An 18,453-nucleotide genomic window follows, 5' to 3' on the forward strand; every position below is an offset into this window, starting at 1 on the left:
TCACTCCTCCGTCTTCTTGGGGGGTTGCACCTTGAGGTCGCCCAAGCCCTTGACCTCGCCGGGCTCGACGGTTACGTCGATGAAGAGGTCGCCATAGGCCTCGAATCCCGTCCGGGCGTTCGCGCTATACTTGAGGCCGGGGACCAGCCCTTCGATCTCGAACCGGCCGTCGTCGCCGACTCGAATGCCCTGGTTCCAGTCGCTGCCGGGGAGGATGTCGTGGGTCTCGGGGTGCGGATTGTTCGAGCCGCCAGGACTGCCGATGAACATCCCTTTGCGAGGCTTCCCCTCGTCGTCGATGATCCGTCCGGCGACCCTCCCCCAGGGCTGGAGTTTGACGGCGACCGGGCCGGGCTCGTCCCCTCTGAGGAACGCCGATCCGATGAGCTTTCGATCTTCCTGGATGACGACGATCCGCCGAGGGTGGGCCGGTTCGAGGGCATGGATCTCAAAACTAGCCGACTCCTCGGGGAACGGGCTCGACTGGAACAGCTCGGACTTACCCTTGACCTTGGTCCCTCCTAAGGGTTGGCCGTCGGGGCCGACCACCTCCACCGCCACCGATTGGCCGGGGTCGGCCTGGAGTTCGAGCGTCGGCGGCTTGGCCTTGGGATCGATATTAACCTCGGCAATGATGTGATAGTTGCCGACGTTGCACCAGCTCGGCAAGGTGTTGTAGGTCTTCATCTTGGCGTCATAGCCCGCGATCTTCTCGTCGCCGACGGCCCCCTTGTGGCGCTCCTCCTCGGCCCGGACGCCGACCACGCCCCGGCCGGGCAAGGCGACGAGTTCGAATGACCCGTCTTCCTGGTTGATGTCAGCCTGGGAGTTGTAGCTGCTCCGGAATCCCGGATAATCGTCGACGTTCGGGTTGTCGGCGAAGGCGTAGTAGTGGGCATAGCCTCGAACGGGGCGGCCGGTGGCCTTGTCGGTGACCTTCCCCCGGACGATGACCCCGCTCTTCAACTTGAAGTCGAAGGCGACCGGCTCCAGGGCGGGCGAGTCGGCAGGGGCCTTCAACGTGCCCTTCGAGTAAGGTAGGCCCGGCCCTGGGCTCAAGAAGAGGCGGTAGGCGGCCGCCTTGGGCAGGCCATCCAGGCGATAATGGCCTTCAGCGTCGGTCTCGGCCTCGATCCCCCGGTCCTGGATCAGGCTATGATCGTCGAAGACGGCCGCGTTGATCTTCAGGCCGACGATCGGCTTCCCGGTCTCCTTGTCCCGGACGACCCCCTCAACCCCCTTGCTGGGCGCCAGGGCGAGCTGGAACTTCGGGGCATGGACGATGAAGGGCGTGGGCGACATCATGCCCTTGTCGGACGACCGGATCTCCTTCTCTTCGCGGGAGAAGACATTGACCGGGGTCGTTGCAATTCCGGGCCCGGAGACGATCAGGTCGGCGATCCGGTCGCGGCCGATCCCGGCGAGCTTGAACCGGCCCTCGGCGTCGGTCTGGGCCTCGATCGGGAGGATCTTCTCGAGCGAGAGTTGATCGAGGCCCTGCCAGAGATTCCCGGCGGCACCGTTCCGAGCCCTGGCAATCCAGCCGGCCAGGTCGCCCTTGCCCTCGAACCAGATCATGGCGAGCTTGACGGAGGCCCCGGCGACGGGCCGCCCTTCGAGGTCGATGATCCGCCCTTCGATCGGCGGGCCTTCCTCGGTCAGGGTGACGACCTGCTCGTCCGGCCGGTCGGACCGGAGGACCCGCTCGGCCCAGCCGATCCCGTGGCCCGGGGCCGAGGCGATGATCCAGGGGAAATTGGCCATGTAACCCGAAGGCTGATCCTTGGGCCTGGGCAACCGGATCGCGAATCGACCATCCGGCCCGCTGGTCGCCCCCGGCAAGGGCTTGGCATTGCGATCCACGTAGGCCCCCCGAAGGTTCGCGCCGGCGACGGGCTTGCCATCGGCAGCAACGACCCGGCCCCGGATCTCGACCATCTCCATCGGCCCGAGTTTCTCGGCCACCTGCGTCGCCGGGGTCGCGGGCCTGGACCGGGCCTCCGGCGGGCTCGCGGGTTTGGGTTCGTCGTTTCGGCCCGCGCCGGAGGCGATCACGCCCGCCGCCGACAGGCCCAGCACCGCCAGCAGGGCGGTCGTGCCGATCTGGATCTTGGTCATCAGCATCCCCCTCAAGATGATCTGAGTCAGCGCCACGACCCCCGCCGAGGCCACCCCCCCGGTCGCCATCGCCACCGTCGAGCGGATCAGCAAGGCCGGCACCACCGCGCCCGTGGCCGACGAACCGGCCAGCAACAAGGCGACGGCCGGGGCGGCGATCCCCCGTCGGATCAGGCGATCGCGGAGCTTCTGCCGACCCCGGGCCAACCGGCACCGGAAGCTCGGGACGGTCCAGCCGAGCTGATCGGCCGCCTGCTCGTAGCTCAGCCCCTCCAGGTCGCACAGGACCACCGGAAGGCGCTGAGATTCGGGCAACCGGTCGATCTCCTCGTGAAGGATCGGCTTCAATTCGGGATCGGGGCGGACCTGCGAGACCACTTCCGGAGTCATGGCCGACGCCTCCGCCTCCTTCCGACGCCGCCGACGGGCCGACTCGGCCAGCCGGAGACTGGCCCGGAACGCCACACGGTGCAGCCAGCCCCCCAGCGAATCCACACCCTGCACCGACCCCGCCTTGCGGGCCAGCACCAGGAAGGTCGCCTGGAACGCGTCCTCCACGTCGTGCTCGCTCCTCAACACCGCCCGGCAGGTCGACAGGACCAGAGGCCCATGACGGCCCACCAGCGCCTCGAACGCCGCCCCGTCCTTCGACGAGGCATAGCGTCGGAGGAGCTGGCCATCCCCCAGACCGACCACCGACCGGCCCCCGAAGAGGTCGCGGAGATGGCGGTAGGCCGACCCGACTGTTGCGCTGGCCATCTGGAAGACTCCCCCGGTCGCGTCCGTCCCCACTCAGATGAAGAGGCGGGAAGGGGTCGCCTCATCTCGGTATTTTTCACGGAATCGCCAGCGGACGCACCGGGGTGGGGGTCATTCCTCCTTTTTCTCGCGCGGCAGCCCCTTGAGGTCGCCCAGGTCCTTGACCTCGCCCGGCGCGACGGTCACGTCGCGAAACAGGTTGCCGAGCCCCTTGTTCGCCGCGACGGCATACCCGTCGTACTTCAAGCCGGGCACCAGGCGCTCGACGCGAAACCGGCCCTCTCGATCGGTCACGATTTCGCGATCCCAGGTCCGCCCTGGCAGCATGCCCCGATCCTCCGACCGCGGATCGGTGTCCCCATCTCGGCTGTAGATCAGGACACCGGGGCGGGGTCGGCCGTCGTCGTCGATCACGCGGCCCTCAAGGCTGCCCCAGGGCTTGAGTTCGACGTCGATCGGCCCCGGCTCGTCCCCCTTGAGATAGACCGAGCCGAGCAGCTTTCGTCCGTCATGGGCGATCGTCAGGCGTCGGGGCTTCGACGGGTCGAGGGTGTGAATCTCAAACTTCGAATCCGCCTTGAATTTCGGCCACGAGTAGGTCGCACCGAGTCCCTCGACCCGGATCTCCCCGATCGGCGAGCCTTCGGGGTCGACCGCGTGCACGAGGACCGATCGGCCCGGGTCCACCTGGAGTTCCAGTTCGGCCGGCTCGGTATCGGGGGCGAGGTCGAGCCCCGCCAGGGCGTGACAGCCGGGGATATAGACTCGATCCGGGACCGTCCCGAACTGATCCGGATCGACCTGGTCGGGCCTCATCGCTCGAATGGACTCGATGCCGACTCCCCCCCGATAACGGGTATCGTCGGCCCGGATGGCAAGAATCCCCTGGCCCGGCAGCGCGACGGCCTCGAACCGCCCATCCTCCTTGCTTCGGCCGTTGGATCGATACCCTTCGGAATAGCCCGGGTATTCCTTGACGTGCGGATTGTCGGCGAAAGTGTAGACTTCGATGGTCGCCCGGACCGGCTCTCCGGTCGCCTTGTCGGTGACCCGGCCCCGGACCAGGATGCCCCGCTTCAGGGCGATGTCGAAGGGGATCGGCTCCATCGCCGGGCTGGACGCCGGGACCTCGAACATCCCGTTGGTGTAGGGCGAACCCTCACGCGGGAAGGTGAAGATCCGGTAGGCTGCCGCCTTGGGGAACCCGCCGAGTCGGTAACGCCCCTCGGCGTCGGTCGTGGCCTCGAGGCCGTTGATCCAGGTGTGGTCGCTCTCGCGGAGGATGTTGCCCCGGATCAAAACCCCGGCGATCGGCTCGTTGGTGTCCTTGTCGCGGATCACTCCCTCGATCGGCTTGGCGGGGGCCGACGCGTGCTGGAATCGCGGGGCATGAACCACCAAGGGGCGAGGCTCGATCCAGCTCTGGTCGACGGTCCGGATCTCGGTCCCTTCGCGACCCATGACGTAGACGGTCTCCGTGGCGACCGAGGGCCCGGTGATCAATAGCTCGACGACCCGATCTCGCCCGATGGTCGCCAACTGGAAATGGCCCTCGGCGTCGGTCGTCGCGTCGGGTGGCGGGTCCATCAACCAGATGTTGACCAGCTCGTTCCAGATCCCCCGGATGCCACGGCCCCGGGCGGATTCGAGCCAGCGGGACAGGTCGCGGCCCTTGTCATGCCAGAGGTGTTTCATCGAGACCTTGAGGCCCGCGAGCGGCCGCCCTTCGAGGTCGACGACCCGCCCCTCGATCGGAGGTCCGGCCTCGACCAGTGCGATCGTTTGGTCGTCTGGCGCGTTGTTTCGGAAGATCCCCGCGACCCAACCGGGCGCAAAACCAATAGCCGAGGCGATCAGCACGGGATGATCTTCGAGGAATCTCTCATCCCGGACCGATCGCGGGATCGAGATCGCGAACCGGCCATCCGGCCCGCTGGTCGTCTCGGGGATGGGTACGACCGGCTCCAACAAGGGGGAGGCCAGCCGGACCTTCGCCCCTCCCACCGGCTTGCCATCGGGCGCCACGATATGACCGCGAATCTCGATCATCTCGCCCGGCTTCGAGCCTGATGGAATCTCCTTCTTCTTCGAAGCCGCCGGGGCCGAGCCCGTCGCCTGCATTGCGGATTTGGGTTCATCGATCCGGCCCGCGCCGGAGGCGACCACGCCCGCCGTCGCCAGGCCCAGCGCCGCCAGCAGGGCGGTCGCGCCGATCTGGATCTTGCCCATCAGCATCCCCCTCATGATGATCCGCGTCAGCGTCAGGACGCCCGCCGAGGCCACGCCCTTGGTCGCCGCCGCCACCGTCGAGCGGGCCAGCAGGCCCGGCACCACCGCGCCCGAGGCCGACGACCCCGCCAGCAGGGCCACCACCGCCGAGGCGGTGATCCCCCTCCGCGTCAGGCGATCGCGGAGCTTCTGGCGGGCATTGGCCAGCCGATGCCGGAAAGCGGGGACGGTCCAGCCGAGTTGATCGGCCGCCTGCTCGTAGCTCAGCCCCTCCAGGTCGCACAGGACCACCGGCAGGCGCTGCGAATCGGGCAACCGGTCGATCTCCTCGTGAAGGATCGGACCGAGCTCGGGATCGGGGCGGACCTGCGAGACCACTTCCGGAGTCATGGCCGACGCCTCCGCCTCCTTCCGACGCCGCCGACGCGCCGACTCGGCCAGCCGGAGACTGGCCCGGAACGCCACACGGTGCAGCCAGCCCCCCAGCGAATCCACCCCCTGCACCGAACCCGCCTTGCGGGCCAGCACCAGGAAGGTCGCCTGGAACGCGTCCTCCACGTCGTGCTCGCTCCTCAACACCGCCCGGCAGGTCGACAGGACCAGAGGCCCATGACGGCCCACCAGCGCCTCGAACGCCGCCCCGTCCTTCGACGAGGCATAGCGTCGGAGGAGCTGGCCATCCCCCAGACCGACCACCGACCGGCCCCCGAAGAGGTCGCGGAGATGGCGGTAGGCCGACCCGACTGTTGCGCTGGCCATCTGGAAGACTCCCCCGGTCGCGTCCGTCCCCACTCAGATGAAGAGGCGGGATGTCGGGACCTCATCCGGTATTTTTCCCGGAATCGCTCCCGGACGCACCGGGGAGGGGATTATTCCGCCGGTTTCTGGGGTGGCAGGGATGTGATATCGCCCAGATCCTTGGATTCGCCGGGCGAGGTGACCAGATCACGCGCCACGTCGACGCGCATCGTCATCGGTGGAGCCCCTTTCCGGACGCTCAGGTTGTATTTCAGGCCGGGGACCAGACCGGCGGCCTCGAATCGCCCCTCCTTGTCGGTCTTGAGAGGAGTTCGGAGCACGCCCTGATCGAACCGGGAGTCGCCGCCGAAATACGGCCGGTACGAGTTCATCGGGACGTCGGCTTGCGGCCGGCCATCGTCGTCGACCAGTCGCCCGGTCAACGTCCCGCACGGTTGGAGCTTGATCGTCAGCGGGCCTTCCTCGTCGGGCTTGACCACATAAGACCCGGCGAGTTTCTTCCCCTCGTGGACGAAGAGCAGGCCCCGCTTGTTCTCGGACCCGAGCGCATGGACCTCGAACTCGTCCGAGGGGAGGGGCTCGCGCGACCAGCTCTCGAAGTGATCCTCCGCACCCAGCATCCAGGCACCGACGACCGGCTCGCCATCCGGGCCGACGAGCTTTCCTTTGAGCGTCCTGCCGCGATCCAGAATGATGTCGGCCGTGACCGACTCATCGCCGACTTTCGGGTTGACCTCGACGAGCGTGCTAAAGTTATTCACGATCAGGCCCGAGGGCCGGGTGTTGACGATTTGCATCGACATCCCTTTCAGGCCCTCGATCCGGTCGGCCCCGACACCCAGGCGATAGATCTCATTCCCGGCCCGCGCGACGATCACGCCTCGCCCGGGCATGACGACGATCTGGTATCGGCCATCATCGTCGTTCTGGAACGGCATCCCGGCGTTGATGGTCCCGTAGCGGGGGTACTCCTTCAGGTGGGGGTTTTCTTCGAAGATGTAGTAATCAAACTGCGCCTGGACCGGCTGGCCGGTGGTCCCATCGGTCACCCGCCCGCGAGCCCAGACCCCGCGTTTCAGGTCGAAGTCCCTGGTGATCGTGCCGGAACCCTCGCCAACCGACTGGACCGCTTGAAGGTAGGGCTCCCCATCGACCCGGGCGAGAACTTGCTGCCCGTCGCCGTAATTGTTCTTCGAGGTGACACCAGGGAGTCGATAACGGCCCTCGGCGTCGGTGGTCGTCCTGAGGAACCGGAGCGGGTTGCCGAAAAGCCCGGTGGTCTGCACCACGGCGTTGCTCAAAGGTTTGCCGGTCTCCTTGTCCTTCACCGTCCCGACGATCTCCAGGCCCGGCCCGGCGATCAGGTCGAACGAGGCACCGTGATAGCGAACGTCCTGGCCGATCTGCGTCCGTCCCCAGGCGGGATACGAGATGGTCGGCATCTCCCTCGTCGCCACATACTCGAACTTCGCCTCGATCCCCGGGCCGGTGATCAGTAGCGAGGCGACCCGCTCGCGCCCGACGCCCTTGATCGTGAACCGGCCCTCGGCATCGGTCAGGACCGCCGGATAGAGGGACGGGACGTCGTCACTCGACCACGAGCGGAGCACCCGATACTCGACCGGGTAGGCGGCCTTCTCCTTCTTCAAGGCATCAAGCCACCCGTCGAGCGATCCCGATGAGGGGCGGAGGATCCCGACGAGCTGGACCGAGGCCCCGACGACCGCCCGTCCGTCGACGTCGAGCAACCTTCCCCGGATCGGCGCGGCATCGCGGACCAGTCGGAGGACTTTCAGGCCGTCGTCGGATTTCGGGTCCGCGAAGGCGGGCCCGTACCCCTCGGCCCGGGCCAGGACCAGATCCTCTCCGTCGGCGGCCGACTTCGCGGCGTCGCTCGACAGCCGGAATGAGCCGTCGGGACCAGTCTCGGCAAGAGGCATGGCGACCACCGGCAAATGGTCCATCGATCGGAACTTGGTGGACGATTGGAAGACGCTGGCTCCCGGGATGGGCTTGCCGTCGGGGTCGACCACCCGGACGATCTCGCCGGATTCCGGCGAAGGTTGAGCAAGCGACTGGGGCATCGGGTCCTCCTTCGGATCATCGGGTCGGCCCGCGCCGGAGGCGATCACGCCCGCCGTCGCCAGGCCCAGCGCCGCCAGCAGGGCGGTCGTGCCGATCTGGATCTTGGTCATCAGCATCCCCCTCAAGATGATCTGCGTCAGCGCCAGGACACCCGCCGAGGTCACACCTCGAGTCCCCGCCGCCACCGTCGATCGGACCAGCAAGGCCGGGACGATCGAACCCGAGGCCGACGAGCCCGCCATCAGGGCCACCACCGCCGAGGCGGTGATCCCCCGGCGTGACAGGCGGTCGCGAAGCTTCTGGCGGGCCTTGACCAGTCGGTAACGGAAGGTCGGGACGGTCCAGCCGAGCTGGTCGGCCGCCTGCTCGTAGCTCAGCCCCTCCAGGTCGCACAGGACCACCGTCAGGCGCTGCGAATCGGGCAGGCGGCTGATCTCCTCGTGAAGGATCGGACCGAGGGCGGTATCGGGGCGGGATCCGGGCACGACCTCGGAGACCATGGCCGACGCCTCCGCCTCCTTCCGACGCCGCCGACGCGCCGACTCGGCCAGCCTCAGGCTGGCCCGGTAGGCGACCCGATGCAGCCAGCCCCCCAGCGAATCCACCCCCTGCACCGAGCCCGCCTTGCGGGCCAGCACCAGGAAGGTGGCCTGGAAGGCATCTTCCACGTCGTGCTCGTTCCTCAAGACCGCCCGGCAGGTCGACAGGACCAGAGGCCCATGACGGCCCACCAGCGCCTCGAACGCCGCCCCGTCCTTCGACGAGGCATAGCGTCGGAGGAGCTGGCCATCCCCCAGACCGACCACCGACCGGCCCCCGAAGAGGTCGCGGAGATGGCGGTAGGCCGACCCGATCGCTGCACTGGCCATCTGGAAAACTCCCCCGGTCGCGTCCGGTTCCACTTCAGATTAAGAGACGGGATGTCGGCGCCTCGTCTGAAGTTTTCCCGGAATCCTGACCGAACGCACCGGGGTGGAGGTTATTCCTGCTTTTTCTCGGGGGCCTGGACCTTGAGATCGCCCAGGTCCTTGACCTCGCCCGATCCGACGATGCTGTCCTGGAATACGTCGCCCCACATCCCGTTCTCCGGATTCCTCACGATGGCGGAGTACTTCAGGCCCGGCACGAGCCCTTCGATCCGGAACCGACCGTCTTTACCGATCGGGATACCAACATGAGTGGGAGCAGGTAAGTCGCCGGCCTCTTCGGGGGACCTGTGGCGGGTCATGAAGGGAGATTCAAGCCCCCGGTACTTGCTCGGGTTCCCCTCGTCGTCGAGGACTCGACCGATCATCGTGCCCCAGGGGGCCAGGGGAATGGTCAGCGGGCCGGCCTCATCACCCTTCAGATAGACGGAGCCGATCAGCTTTCGTCCCTCGTGAGTGATCGTCAATCGGCGTGGAGACGATGGGTCGAGGGCATAAATCGTGAACGTCGAGGATTCTTCGGGGTAACCGAGGGATGAGAACATGTCGGAGATCCCCCTCGCGTTCGTCCCCCCGATCGGTCGGCCCTCGGGGTCCACGGCGGTCACTTCGAGGGTTCGCCCCGGGTCGAGTTGTAGATCGACCTCCGTCGACTCGGCTTCGGAATCGACGTTGACCTCGACCATGGAGTGATAGCTACCGGGGAAAACGAAGTTCGTGAGCGTACTGAAGCTCGTATTATCCCGGGGATAACCCTCGATCCGCTCGGCGCCGATCCCCATCCTGTATTCGAAATCGAAGCTGGCCCGCGCGGCCAGGACGCCCCTTCCCGGCAGGGCGGCAATCGAGAACTTGCCTCCGGCCTGGGTCCAGACCAGGGGCGTTTCCATGTCTCGCAAACCCTGGTCTTGCTTGAGCATGGGGTTATCGCGGAAGGCATGGTATTCGACGAAGCCGCTCACGGGCTGGCCGGTCTGCTTGTCGATGAGACGGCCTCGGATGAGGGATCTCTTCCTGAGCCGGATGTCGATCGTCGCGGGGTCCATCCCGGGAGTATCGGCCGCCTCAATAACCTCCCGGGGGAGGTAGGGCAGGCCTTCGCCCGGGGATGCGAGCATTCGGTAGCGTTCGCTCGTGGGGAGCCCGACCAGTCGATAACGACCCTGATCGTCGGTCACCACCTTGTTGAAGGGGCTGAAAGCACGGTCACGTTCCAGATAGACCATACCCTTCACTTCCACCCCGGCCAGGGGTTCGCCGGAATCCTGGTCGCGGACGACGCCGACGATCGGCTTGCAGGGGGCGACCGCCAGATCGAAGCTGGCCCCGTTGAGGACGAGCGGGTCCGGTCCGATCAGATTGATATTCTTCACGCGGATCGACGGGACGGCCTTCGTCATGGCATAGCCGATCGCGGTCTCGACATTCGGCCCGGTGATGACGAACCGGACCATCCGCTCTCGACCGAACCCTTCCAGGCGAAAGCGGCCATCCGGATCGGTCGTGACGGAGGGCCATTTGAGCTGAATTCCCCCATCCATACCTTGGTCGAGGGGCTTCTCTTGGTCCTGAAACCCGGCAATCCAGGGAGTCAAATCCCCCCCGAGGGGCACATTCACCTCGTAAGGCCTGATGGTAGCCCCGGCGACAGGCCGCCCTTCGAGATCGAGCAGTCGGCCCTCGATCGGGAGGTCGTCCGTCGCCAGTCGCAGGGTCAGTTCGCTCGATGGATCATGCCGAGGCCCCGGCGCAATCCATCCGAATCCGAACCCGGGTGCCGAGGCCACCATCCAGATGGGCCATCGCTCCGAGGCCAGTTGGTCGTATTTCTCCCGAGGGGCACTGATCGCAAAACGGCCATCCGGGCCGCTCATGGCTTCCGGCTCGCGATGTTCGGGATCGTTCCAGAAGAAATTGCGACTCCATCGGATGGTCGCGTTGGCCACCAGCTTGCCCCCGGGAGAGACGACCACCCCCCGGAATTCGACCATCTCGCCCGGCTTCTGGCCTTCGGGCAGATCGGCCTTGGCGATAGCCGGTGGCGAGGGTGATGTACCGGGCTTCATCGCGGGCCTGTGTTCATCGGGTCGGCCCGCGCCGGAGGCGACCACGCCCGCCGTCGCCAGGCCCAGCGCCGCCAGCAGGGCGGTCGTGCCCATCTGGATCTTGGTCATCAGCATCCCCCTCAAGATGATCTGCGTCAGCGCCAGGACACCCGCCGAGGTCACACCTCGAGTCCCCGCCGCCACCGTCGATCGGACCAGCAAGGCCGGGACGATCGAACCCGAGGCCGACGAGCCCGCCATCAGGGCCACCACCGCCGAGGCGGTGATCCCCCGGCGTGACAGGCGGTCGCGAAGCTTCTGGCGACCACGGGCCAGTCGGCAGCGAAGGGTGGGGACGGTCCAGCCGAGTTGATCGGCGGCCTGCTGGTAGGTCAGGCTTTCCAGGTCGCAGAGGACCACCGGCAGGCGCTGGGACTTGGGCAGGCGGTCGATCTCCTCATGCAGGATGGGTTTCCATTCGGGATCGGGGCCGGGGTGGGACGCGACCGGGAATGTCATCGCCGAGGCCTCCGCTTCCTTCCGACGCCTCCGACTCTCCTCCCGGGCGAGCTGGAGGCTGGCCCGGTAGGCGACCCGATGCAACCAGCCCCCCAGAGACTCCACCCCCTGCACCGAGCCCGCCTTGCGGGCCAGGACCAGGAAGGTCGCCTGGAACGCGTCCTCCACGTCGTGCTCGCTCTTCAAGACCGCCCGGCAAGTGGTCAGGACCAGCGGCCCATGACGACCGATCAGGGCCTCGAAGGCCAGCTCGTCCTTCGAGCCGGAGTAGCGGGCCAGGAGCTGGCCATCCCCCAGCCCGACCACCGAACCGGCCCCGAACAGACTCCGAAGATGCCGGTAAGCCGACCCCAATCCTGCGCTCGCCATGGGCGGGAACTCCCTCGGTCGCGTCTCGATCGACCCGGATAAGAGGGGAGATGCCGTCGAATCGTCTCGACATTTTCCCAAAGGCTCATGATGGATTCCGGGGTGGTGATCCGCAAGGGCCACTCAGTGGATACAATCGGTCTCCTCGGTCGGGCGATCTGTCCGCCCCGCTGATCCCGACTTCCCCGCCCCGAGGCGTCGCACGATGGTCAACATCCAGGATCTCTTCGACGACGCCAAGTGCTTCGACACCATCCGGGGCATGCGGTGGCCTGACGGCGTGACCTGTCCCAAGTGCTCCTCGGACTCGGTCATCAAGAACGGCAAGGACGACACTCAGCCACTCCGTCAACGCTACGAGTGCCGGGGCTGCCGCCGACGCTTCGACGACCTCACCGACACCATCTTCGCCGGCCATCACCTGCCGCTGAGGACCTGGATCGCCTGCCTCTATCTGATGGGGCTGAACCTCTCGGGATTGCAGATCGCCCAGGAACTCGACATCAACAAGGATGATGCCCGGGCCATGATCCAGCGACTCCGACAGGGGATGGTCGACCGTTGTCCTCCGGTCGTGCTGGAGGGGGAGGTCGAGTGCGACGAAGTCTATGTGGTGGCCGGACATAAGGGTCATCCCGAGGCGGTCAAAAAAAAGGCCGCCTCCCCCGAAGGCGACGCCTGAGAGGCGAGCGAGGTCGGGGCACCCTGGCCAAGGAGAAGCCGCCGATCTTCGGGATGTTGCAGCGTGGAGGCTAGGTCGTGATCCGGATGCTGGAGAACGTCCAGCAGGTGACCATCAAGCCCCTGATCGATCGGATGATCGCCAAGGGGACGTTGGTCTACACCGATGAATACGACATCTATGGCCGCCTGGTGGAGTGGGGTTATGGCCACAAGACGGTCTGCCACGGGGCGGGCGAGTTCGCCCGGGACGACGATGGCGATGGCTTCTGCGAGGTCCATGTCAACACGCTCGAAGGGTTCTGGTCGCTGCTCCGCTCGTGGCTGCGGCCTCACCGAGGAATCCCCCAGGAGAGCCTACCGCTGTACCTGGGTTTCTTCGAGTTCGTGCACAACATCCGGGCGAGAGGAAAGCGGCTACTGGGTGCCCTGATCGCCCAATTGCTGGCACCACCCCGGAATCCATCATGAGCCTTCCCAAAAACCACCGTTGAGGGGCACCGGCGGGTCGCCAGACCCTTCCCGGAATCGGGGAGACCCGATGTCCAGGACCCGCTTTCTCCTCGTATCATGGGCGGACAAGGTCGCCCTCCGGCCCCGCTCTCGAAAGCCGTCATGCCCCGTCGCGAAACCGACCGCAACCTCCTCTTCGGCATCCTCGCGCTCCAGATGGACTTCATCAACCGCGACGCCCTGGTCGCCTCGATGAACGCCTGGGTCCTGCAGAAGCACCGGCCCCTCGGCGAGATCCTCGTCGAGCGGGGCGACCTCGATCCCGCCGATCGGGCCTTGCTCGACCCGATGGTCGATCGTCATATCGCCAAGCATGGGGGCGACCCGGTCGCCAGCCTCGCCGCGCTCAGCTCTACCGGAGGCGTGGCGTCCGACCTCCGCCGGGAGGTCGCCGACGCCGACGTCCAGGCCTCGCTCGCCACCATCCCCCCCTCCCGGCTCGATTACGACGCATTCGCCACCCAGGCCGCGAGCACGCCCGAACCGGCCCCGATCGGCATCCGCTACCAGAAGGGCCGCGAGCACGCCCGGGGCAATCTCGGGGTCGTCTTCGTCGCACGAGATACCGAACTGAACCGCGAGGTCGCCCTCAAGGAGATCAAGGACCAGCACGCCGACCACCCCCACCACCGGTCCCGATTCCTCATCGAGGCCGAGGTCACGGGGGGGCTCGAACACCCGGGGATCGTCCCCGTCTACGGCCTGGGGCACCACGAGGACGGCCGCCCGTTTTATGCCATGAGGTTCATCCGGGGCGACAGCCTCATGGAAGCCATCAACCGCTTCCATGCCGATCCCACGCTCAGGACCGATCCCGGCGAGAGGAACCTCGCCCTCCAGAAGCTGCTCCGGCGGTTCACCGACGTCTGCAACGCGATCGACTACGCGCACAGCCGGGGCATCCTCCACCGCGACCTCAAGCCGCACAACGTCATGGTCGGCAAGTACGGCGAGACCCTGGTCGTCGACTGGGGGTTGGCCAAGGCCGTCGCCCGGTCGGGAGACGACGGCGACACCCTGCCCGAAGCCAGCCTCTCGCCCGCCTCGGCCAGCGCATCGGACGCGACCCTGCCCGGCTCGCTGGTGGGGACCCCGGCCTACATGAGCCCCGAACAGGCCGCCGGCCGTCTCGACTTGCTCGGCCCGGCCAGCGACATCTACGGCCTGGGGGCCACCCTCTACCACCTCCTGACCGGGCGGATCCCCGTCAACGGGAAGGGCCTGGCCGAGATCCTCCGCAAGGTCGAGACCGGCGACATCCCGCCCCCCCGTGCGGCTTCACCCTGGCTGGACCCGGCCCTGGCCGCGATCTCTCAGAAAGCCATGGCCCTGCGGCCCGAGGCCCGATATGCCACGCCGAGAGCCCTGGCCGAGGACGTCGAACGCTGGGTGGCCGGCGAGCCGGTGACCGCCTACCCCGAGCCCCTCTCGAGACGCGTCCGACGCTGGGCTCGACGGTACCGGACCTCGTTGACCGCCGCCGCGACGACCTTGACCGTGTCGGCTTTCCTGGTCGGGGGTTTCTCCTGGCAACGAATGGTCAATCGTCAGAAGTCTGATGTCTCGGCGTCCGCCGGCATGGGACGGGCCGAGCGATTGGCCATCCAGGCGCGGGCCTCGGGGGAACTGGCCCGTTGGGCGGAGGCGATCGCCGAGGTCCGGCACGCCGAGGCCCTCCTGGAATCGGGCGGGACCAACGAGATGCTCCGCAAGGCGAGCGACCGGCTCCGGGATTATCGGGCCGAAGTCGCCCTGAGGGAGGAAGCCTTGCTCGCCGACGCGCGGGACCGTCAGACCCTCGCCGATCTGGAAGAAGCCCGCCTGCTGGGATCGAATATCAAGCACGGCTCGTTTGACGAGGAATCGAAGCAGCTTGCATACCTGACCGCATTTCGATCCCGGCAGATCGACCCGGCCTCGATGGCGCCCCCCGAGGCGGCGGCCCGGATCCGATCCACCCGGATCGCCGGCGACCTGATCGCCGCCATCGACGACTGGGCCGGCGCCGAGAGGCCGAATGTTCCCAGGGCCGCGCTCCTGGAAGTCGCCCGCCTGGCCGAGACCGATCCGGTCCTGGCCGAAATCCGCGACGCGGTGACCCGGGGAGATGCCCCCAGGCTCCGCCAATTCTGCGAGCGGGAGGAGGACCGCCGAAAGCTGGGGCCGAGGCTCCGACCGGTCTTTTATGCGCTCTGCCGAATCGATCCGGAAGCGAGCTTCCCGCTGCTGGAGGCGATCCGCCAGGAAAACCCCTCCGACTTCTGGTTCAATCACGAACTCGCGGATGCCTGCTGGAGAACTCGTCCGACTCGCTCCGAGGAAGGGGTCCGTTACTCCGCCATCGCCACGGCCCTGAGGCCCCGAAGCGCGGGAGCCCACGCGAATTACGCGTTCATGCTCCGAGCCGCCGGAGAGAAGGCCAAGGCGGTCTCCATCGCCCGGAGGGCCGTCCAGCTCCAGCCCGATTATCACGAGGCCTATCAGATCCTCGGGCTGGCCCTCCTGGAATCCGGCGATAAGCCCGGGGCCATCGCCGCCTGCCGCGAGGCGATCCGCCTCAAGCCCGAATATCCCTTCGCTCATAACGCCCTGGGCTGTGCCCTGGAAGAATCGGGAGATATCGCGGGCGCGATCGCCGCCTATCGGGAGGCGATCCGCCTCAAGCCAGACTTCTCCTACCCCCACAACAATCTGGGGGCGGCCTTCAGCAAATCGAGAGACCGCGTCGCTGCGCTCGCCGCTTATCGAGATGCCGTCCGAGTGGCTCCCGATTTCGCCGTCGCGATCCAGAACCTGGCCGAGACCCTGGAAGAAACGGGGGACCGGGCCGGGGCCATCGCCGCCTATCGGGATGTCCTCCGGGCTCGGCCCGACTTCTACGACACCTACATGAACCTCGCCAATGCGTTGGAAGACTCGGGCGATGTCGCCGGTGCGATGGACACCTATCGCGAACTCCTCCGCCTCAGGCCCAAGCACGTCCCGGCCCACAACCGCCTGGGCCTCCTGCTCGAGAAGTCGGGAGATCACGAAGGGGCGATTTCCATCGTACAAGAGGCCATCCGGCTCGCTCCCGAATTTGCGATGCTCCACTTCAATCTCGGGATTGCGCTGAATGAGGCCGGAAGACACGAAGCGGCGATCGCCGCCTATCGCGAGGCGATCCGCCTCAAGCCCGACGATCCCGATGCTCATCTGAATCTGGGCGTCTGCCTGAACGATCTCGGGAGGACGGACGAGGCGATCGCGTCCTATCGGGAGGCCCTCCGCCTGGCCCCGGGCGACGCCCTGACGCTCTGCAACCTGGGCCGGGCCCTGGGAGAGCGGGGGCACTTCCAGGAAGCCCTGACCTACCTGGAACGGGGCCACGAGCTGGGGCTGAAGGAGGCCGGGTGGGACCAACCGTCGGCCGACTGGGTCGCCTTCTACCGTCGGGCGATCCGGCAGGAACCCAGGCTCCAGTCCGTCCTGAGGGGGGAAGCCCGGCCGGCCGACGCCGCCGAGCGGGTCGCCTTCGCCGACATCTGCTACCGCCAGGGGCGGCACTCGATCGCGGTCCGACTCCTGGAGGAAGCCTTCGCGGAACGGCCCGACCTCGCCGAGGACCTGGCCTCTTCCAACCGATTCGACGGGGCGTGCTCGGCGGCCCTGGCCGCCTCGGGGATCGGCGAAATCGAACCGGTCCCCGACGAGCCGACCAGGGCCAAATTCCGCGAGGAGGCGCGAGCCTGGCTCAGGGCCGACCTGGCGGCCTGGGCGAAGCGGCTCGAAGGTGGCCAGGCCAAGGATCGCGAGGAGGCCGCCGAGAAGCTTGCGGATTGGAAAACCGATCTCGACCTGGCAAGCATCCGCGACCGAGGATCGCTCATCAACCTGCCGAAGGATGAGCGTGAGGCGTTCCAATCGCTCTGGGCCGATGTCGAGGCCCTGCGGAAGAAAGCGAATCAAGCAGCGAGCGGTGGGGATCGTTGAGCCATCGAGTTCGCGGGGAGGGTTGGTGGGCGTGATTCCGGCGGTTCGAGCCCTAAAGGAGGCTAACGGAGCGGTCGCCGGGGCGAATATATCGCAGAAGGGCTCGAAGGCACGGTTGGGCGATTCACACCAAGACGTTGGGTTCGTTTTTCCCGGGTGAGCGAGGCAGTCGGGTGGTCGAGCAGGGTTGAAGGGGGGTTCTCGGCTTCGTTTCGTCCGGCGCTCGGGGCCTGTCCCCCGGGCCGAGGGCGTTCCGGTCGCGCTTCGCGGTCGATCCCGCGTTGACGGGGGGTCCGGGGGATCGTAGGGTGATCGCGGCCTGGCTCGCTAACCCCGATGGGGGAAAGGAATCCCGATGAATGCGCCGAATCCCGTGAGCGTCGGCCCGGTCTCGATCGGCCGGGGTCGACCGCTGGCCCTGATCTGCGGCCCTTGCGTGATGGAGCCGGGCGACCTGACCCGGATCATCGCGGGTCGACTGGTCGAGATCTGCTCGAAGCTGGGCGTCCCCTTGATCTTCAAGGCGTCGTTCGACAAGGCCAACCGGACCTCGAAGTCGAGCTATCGGGGGCCGGGTCTGGAAGAGGGCATGAAGATCTTCGAGCGGATCAAGGCGGAAACCGGACTTCCGGTGACGACCGACGTCCACGAGACTCATCAGGCCTCGCCGATCGCGGAGGTCGTGGACCTGCTCCAGATCCCCGCTTTCCTGGCCCGGCAGACCGACCTGCTGGAAGCCTGCTCGGCGACGGGGCGGCCCTTGAACGTCAAGAAGGGGCAGTTCATGGCCCCCTGGGACATGGCCAACGTGGTGGCCAAGGTGGCGGGGGAAAGCTCGGCGGGGATCATGCTCACGGAGCGCGGGACGACCTTCGGTTATGGCCGACTGGTCAACGACTTCCGCGCGATCCCGCAGATGCAGGCGACCGGTGCTCCGGTCGTCTTCGACGCCACCCACTCGGTCCAGCTTCCCTCGGCCGGCGAGGGGGGCAAGGTCACCGGCGGCGAGCGGGCGATGGTGCCCTATCTCACCAAAGCGGCCGTCGCCGTGGGTTGCGACGCCCTGTTCCTCGAAGTCCACCCCGATCCCGAGAAGGCCCTGTCCGACGGCCCGAACGCCCTCCGACTGGACGACCTGGCCGGGCTCCTCTCGGCCTGCCTCCGGATCCGCGAAGCGATCGAGTCTCCGGCCGGTTGATGGGCCAGCCTCGCCGCGCTGTCGGGGCCGGTCGAATTGCCGGCCCTGATTGGGGGGCGACGCGCGATCGGAGGCTCAGGCCACTTCCATTTCCATCTCGAAGCCGGCCATCCGCTCGCGGTCGGCGATGGCGACTTCCTCGCGGTGGATCTTCACGTCGTCGGGGGCCTCGATGCCGATCCGGACCGAGTTCCGGTCGATCTTCACGATGGTGATCCGGATGTCGTGGCCGACCTGGCACCGTTGACCGAGCTTCCTGCTCAGGACTAACATGTTTCAC

7 protein-coding genes and 1 pseudogene are annotated in these 18,453 nt (G+C 67.1%); 3 read left to right on the plus strand and 5 right to left on the minus strand.

The window, feature by feature from the left end; all coding sequences use genetic code 11:
- The 4 genes from P12x_RS11510 to P12x_RS11525 form a co-directional block, all read right to left on the minus strand.
- Positions 1 to 2,877, minus strand: coding sequence for a sigma-70 family RNA polymerase sigma factor (locus tag P12x_RS11510; RefSeq protein ID WP_435011011.1), 2,877 nt, complete (start codon positions 2,875 to 2,877; stop codon positions 1 to 3).
- 111 nt (positions 2,878 to 2,988) lie between these two features.
- On the minus strand, positions 2,989 to 5,865 hold the full coding sequence (locus P12x_RS11515; RefSeq protein ID WP_435011012.1) for a sigma-70 family RNA polymerase sigma factor: 2,877 nt from the start codon (positions 5,863 to 5,865) through the stop codon (positions 2,989 to 2,991).
- Positions 5,866 to 5,975: 110 nt separating this feature from the next.
- On the minus strand, positions 5,976 to 8,819 hold the full coding sequence (locus P12x_RS11520; RefSeq protein WP_435011013.1) for a sigma-70 family RNA polymerase sigma factor: 2,844 nt from the start codon (positions 8,817 to 8,819) through the stop codon (positions 5,976 to 5,978).
- Between the two features lie 110 nt (positions 8,820 to 8,929).
- Entirely contained in the window at positions 8,930 to 11,809 is a 2,880-nt protein-coding gene (locus P12x_RS11525) for a sigma-70 family RNA polymerase sigma factor (RefSeq protein WP_435011014.1), read from the minus strand.
- A 205-nt stretch (positions 11,810 to 12,014) separates the two neighbouring features.
- Between P12x_RS11525 and P12x_RS11530 the strand changes: the two are divergent.
- The 3 genes and pseudogenes from P12x_RS11530 to kdsA all read left to right on the plus strand — a co-directional run bounded on the left by P12x_RS11530 (position 12,015) and on the right by kdsA (position 18,173).
- Positions 12,015 to 12,961 (plus strand): annotated as a pseudogene (locus P12x_RS11530) (IS1595 family transposase).
- Between the two features lie 144 nt (positions 12,962 to 13,105).
- On the plus strand, positions 13,106 to 16,975 hold the full coding sequence (locus tag P12x_RS11535) for a tetratricopeptide repeat protein (RefSeq protein ID WP_435011015.1): 3,870 nt from the start codon (positions 13,106 to 13,108) through the stop codon (positions 16,973 to 16,975).
- A 355-nt stretch (positions 16,976 to 17,330) separates the two neighbouring features.
- Positions 17,331 to 18,173 (plus strand): 3-deoxy-8-phosphooctulonate synthase, encoded by an 843-nt coding sequence (gene kdsA, locus P12x_RS11540; protein WP_435011016.1) that lies wholly within the window; start codon positions 17,331 to 17,333, stop codon positions 18,171 to 18,173.
- A 75-nt stretch (positions 18,174 to 18,248) separates the two neighbouring features.
- Here the strand turns inward: kdsA and P12x_RS11545 are convergent, their stop codons facing one another.
- Entirely contained in the window at positions 18,249 to 18,446 is a 198-nt protein-coding gene (locus tag P12x_RS11545) for a carbon storage regulator (RefSeq protein WP_435011017.1), read from the minus strand.
- Positions 18,447 to 18,453: the final 7 nt, after the last annotated feature.

The organism is Tundrisphaera lichenicola (assembly GCF_051175385.1).
GTDB lineage: Bacteria > Planctomycetota > Planctomycetia > Isosphaerales > Isosphaeraceae > Tundrisphaera > Tundrisphaera lichenicola.

Bases quoted from the DNA above. Each gene is read 5' to 3' on its own strand.
- P12x_RS11535 (WP_435011015.1), top strand. From the start codon at position 13,106: ATGCCCCGTCGCGAAACCGACCGCAACCTCCTCTTCGGCATCCTCGCG.
- P12x_RS11520 (WP_435011013.1), bottom strand. From the start codon at position 8,819: ATGGCCAGTGCAGCGATCGGGTCGGCCTACCGCCATCTCCGCGACCTC.
- P12x_RS11515 (WP_435011012.1), bottom strand. From the start codon at position 5,865: ATGGCCAGCGCAACAGTCGGGTCGGCCTACCGCCATCTCCGCGACCTC.
- P12x_RS11510 (WP_435011011.1), bottom strand. From the start codon at position 2,877: ATGGCCAGCGCAACAGTCGGGTCGGCCTACCGCCATCTCCGCGACCTC.
- P12x_RS11545 (WP_435011017.1), bottom strand. From the start codon at position 18,446: ATGTTAGTCCTGAGCAGGAAGCTCGGTCAACGGTGCCAGGTCGGCCAC.
- P12x_RS11525 (WP_435011014.1), bottom strand. From the start codon at position 11,809: ATGGCGAGCGCAGGATTGGGGTCGGCTTACCGGCATCTTCGGAGTCTG.
- kdsA (WP_435011016.1), top strand. From the start codon at position 17,331: ATGAATGCGCCGAATCCCGTGAGCGTCGGCCCGGTCTCGATCGGCCGG.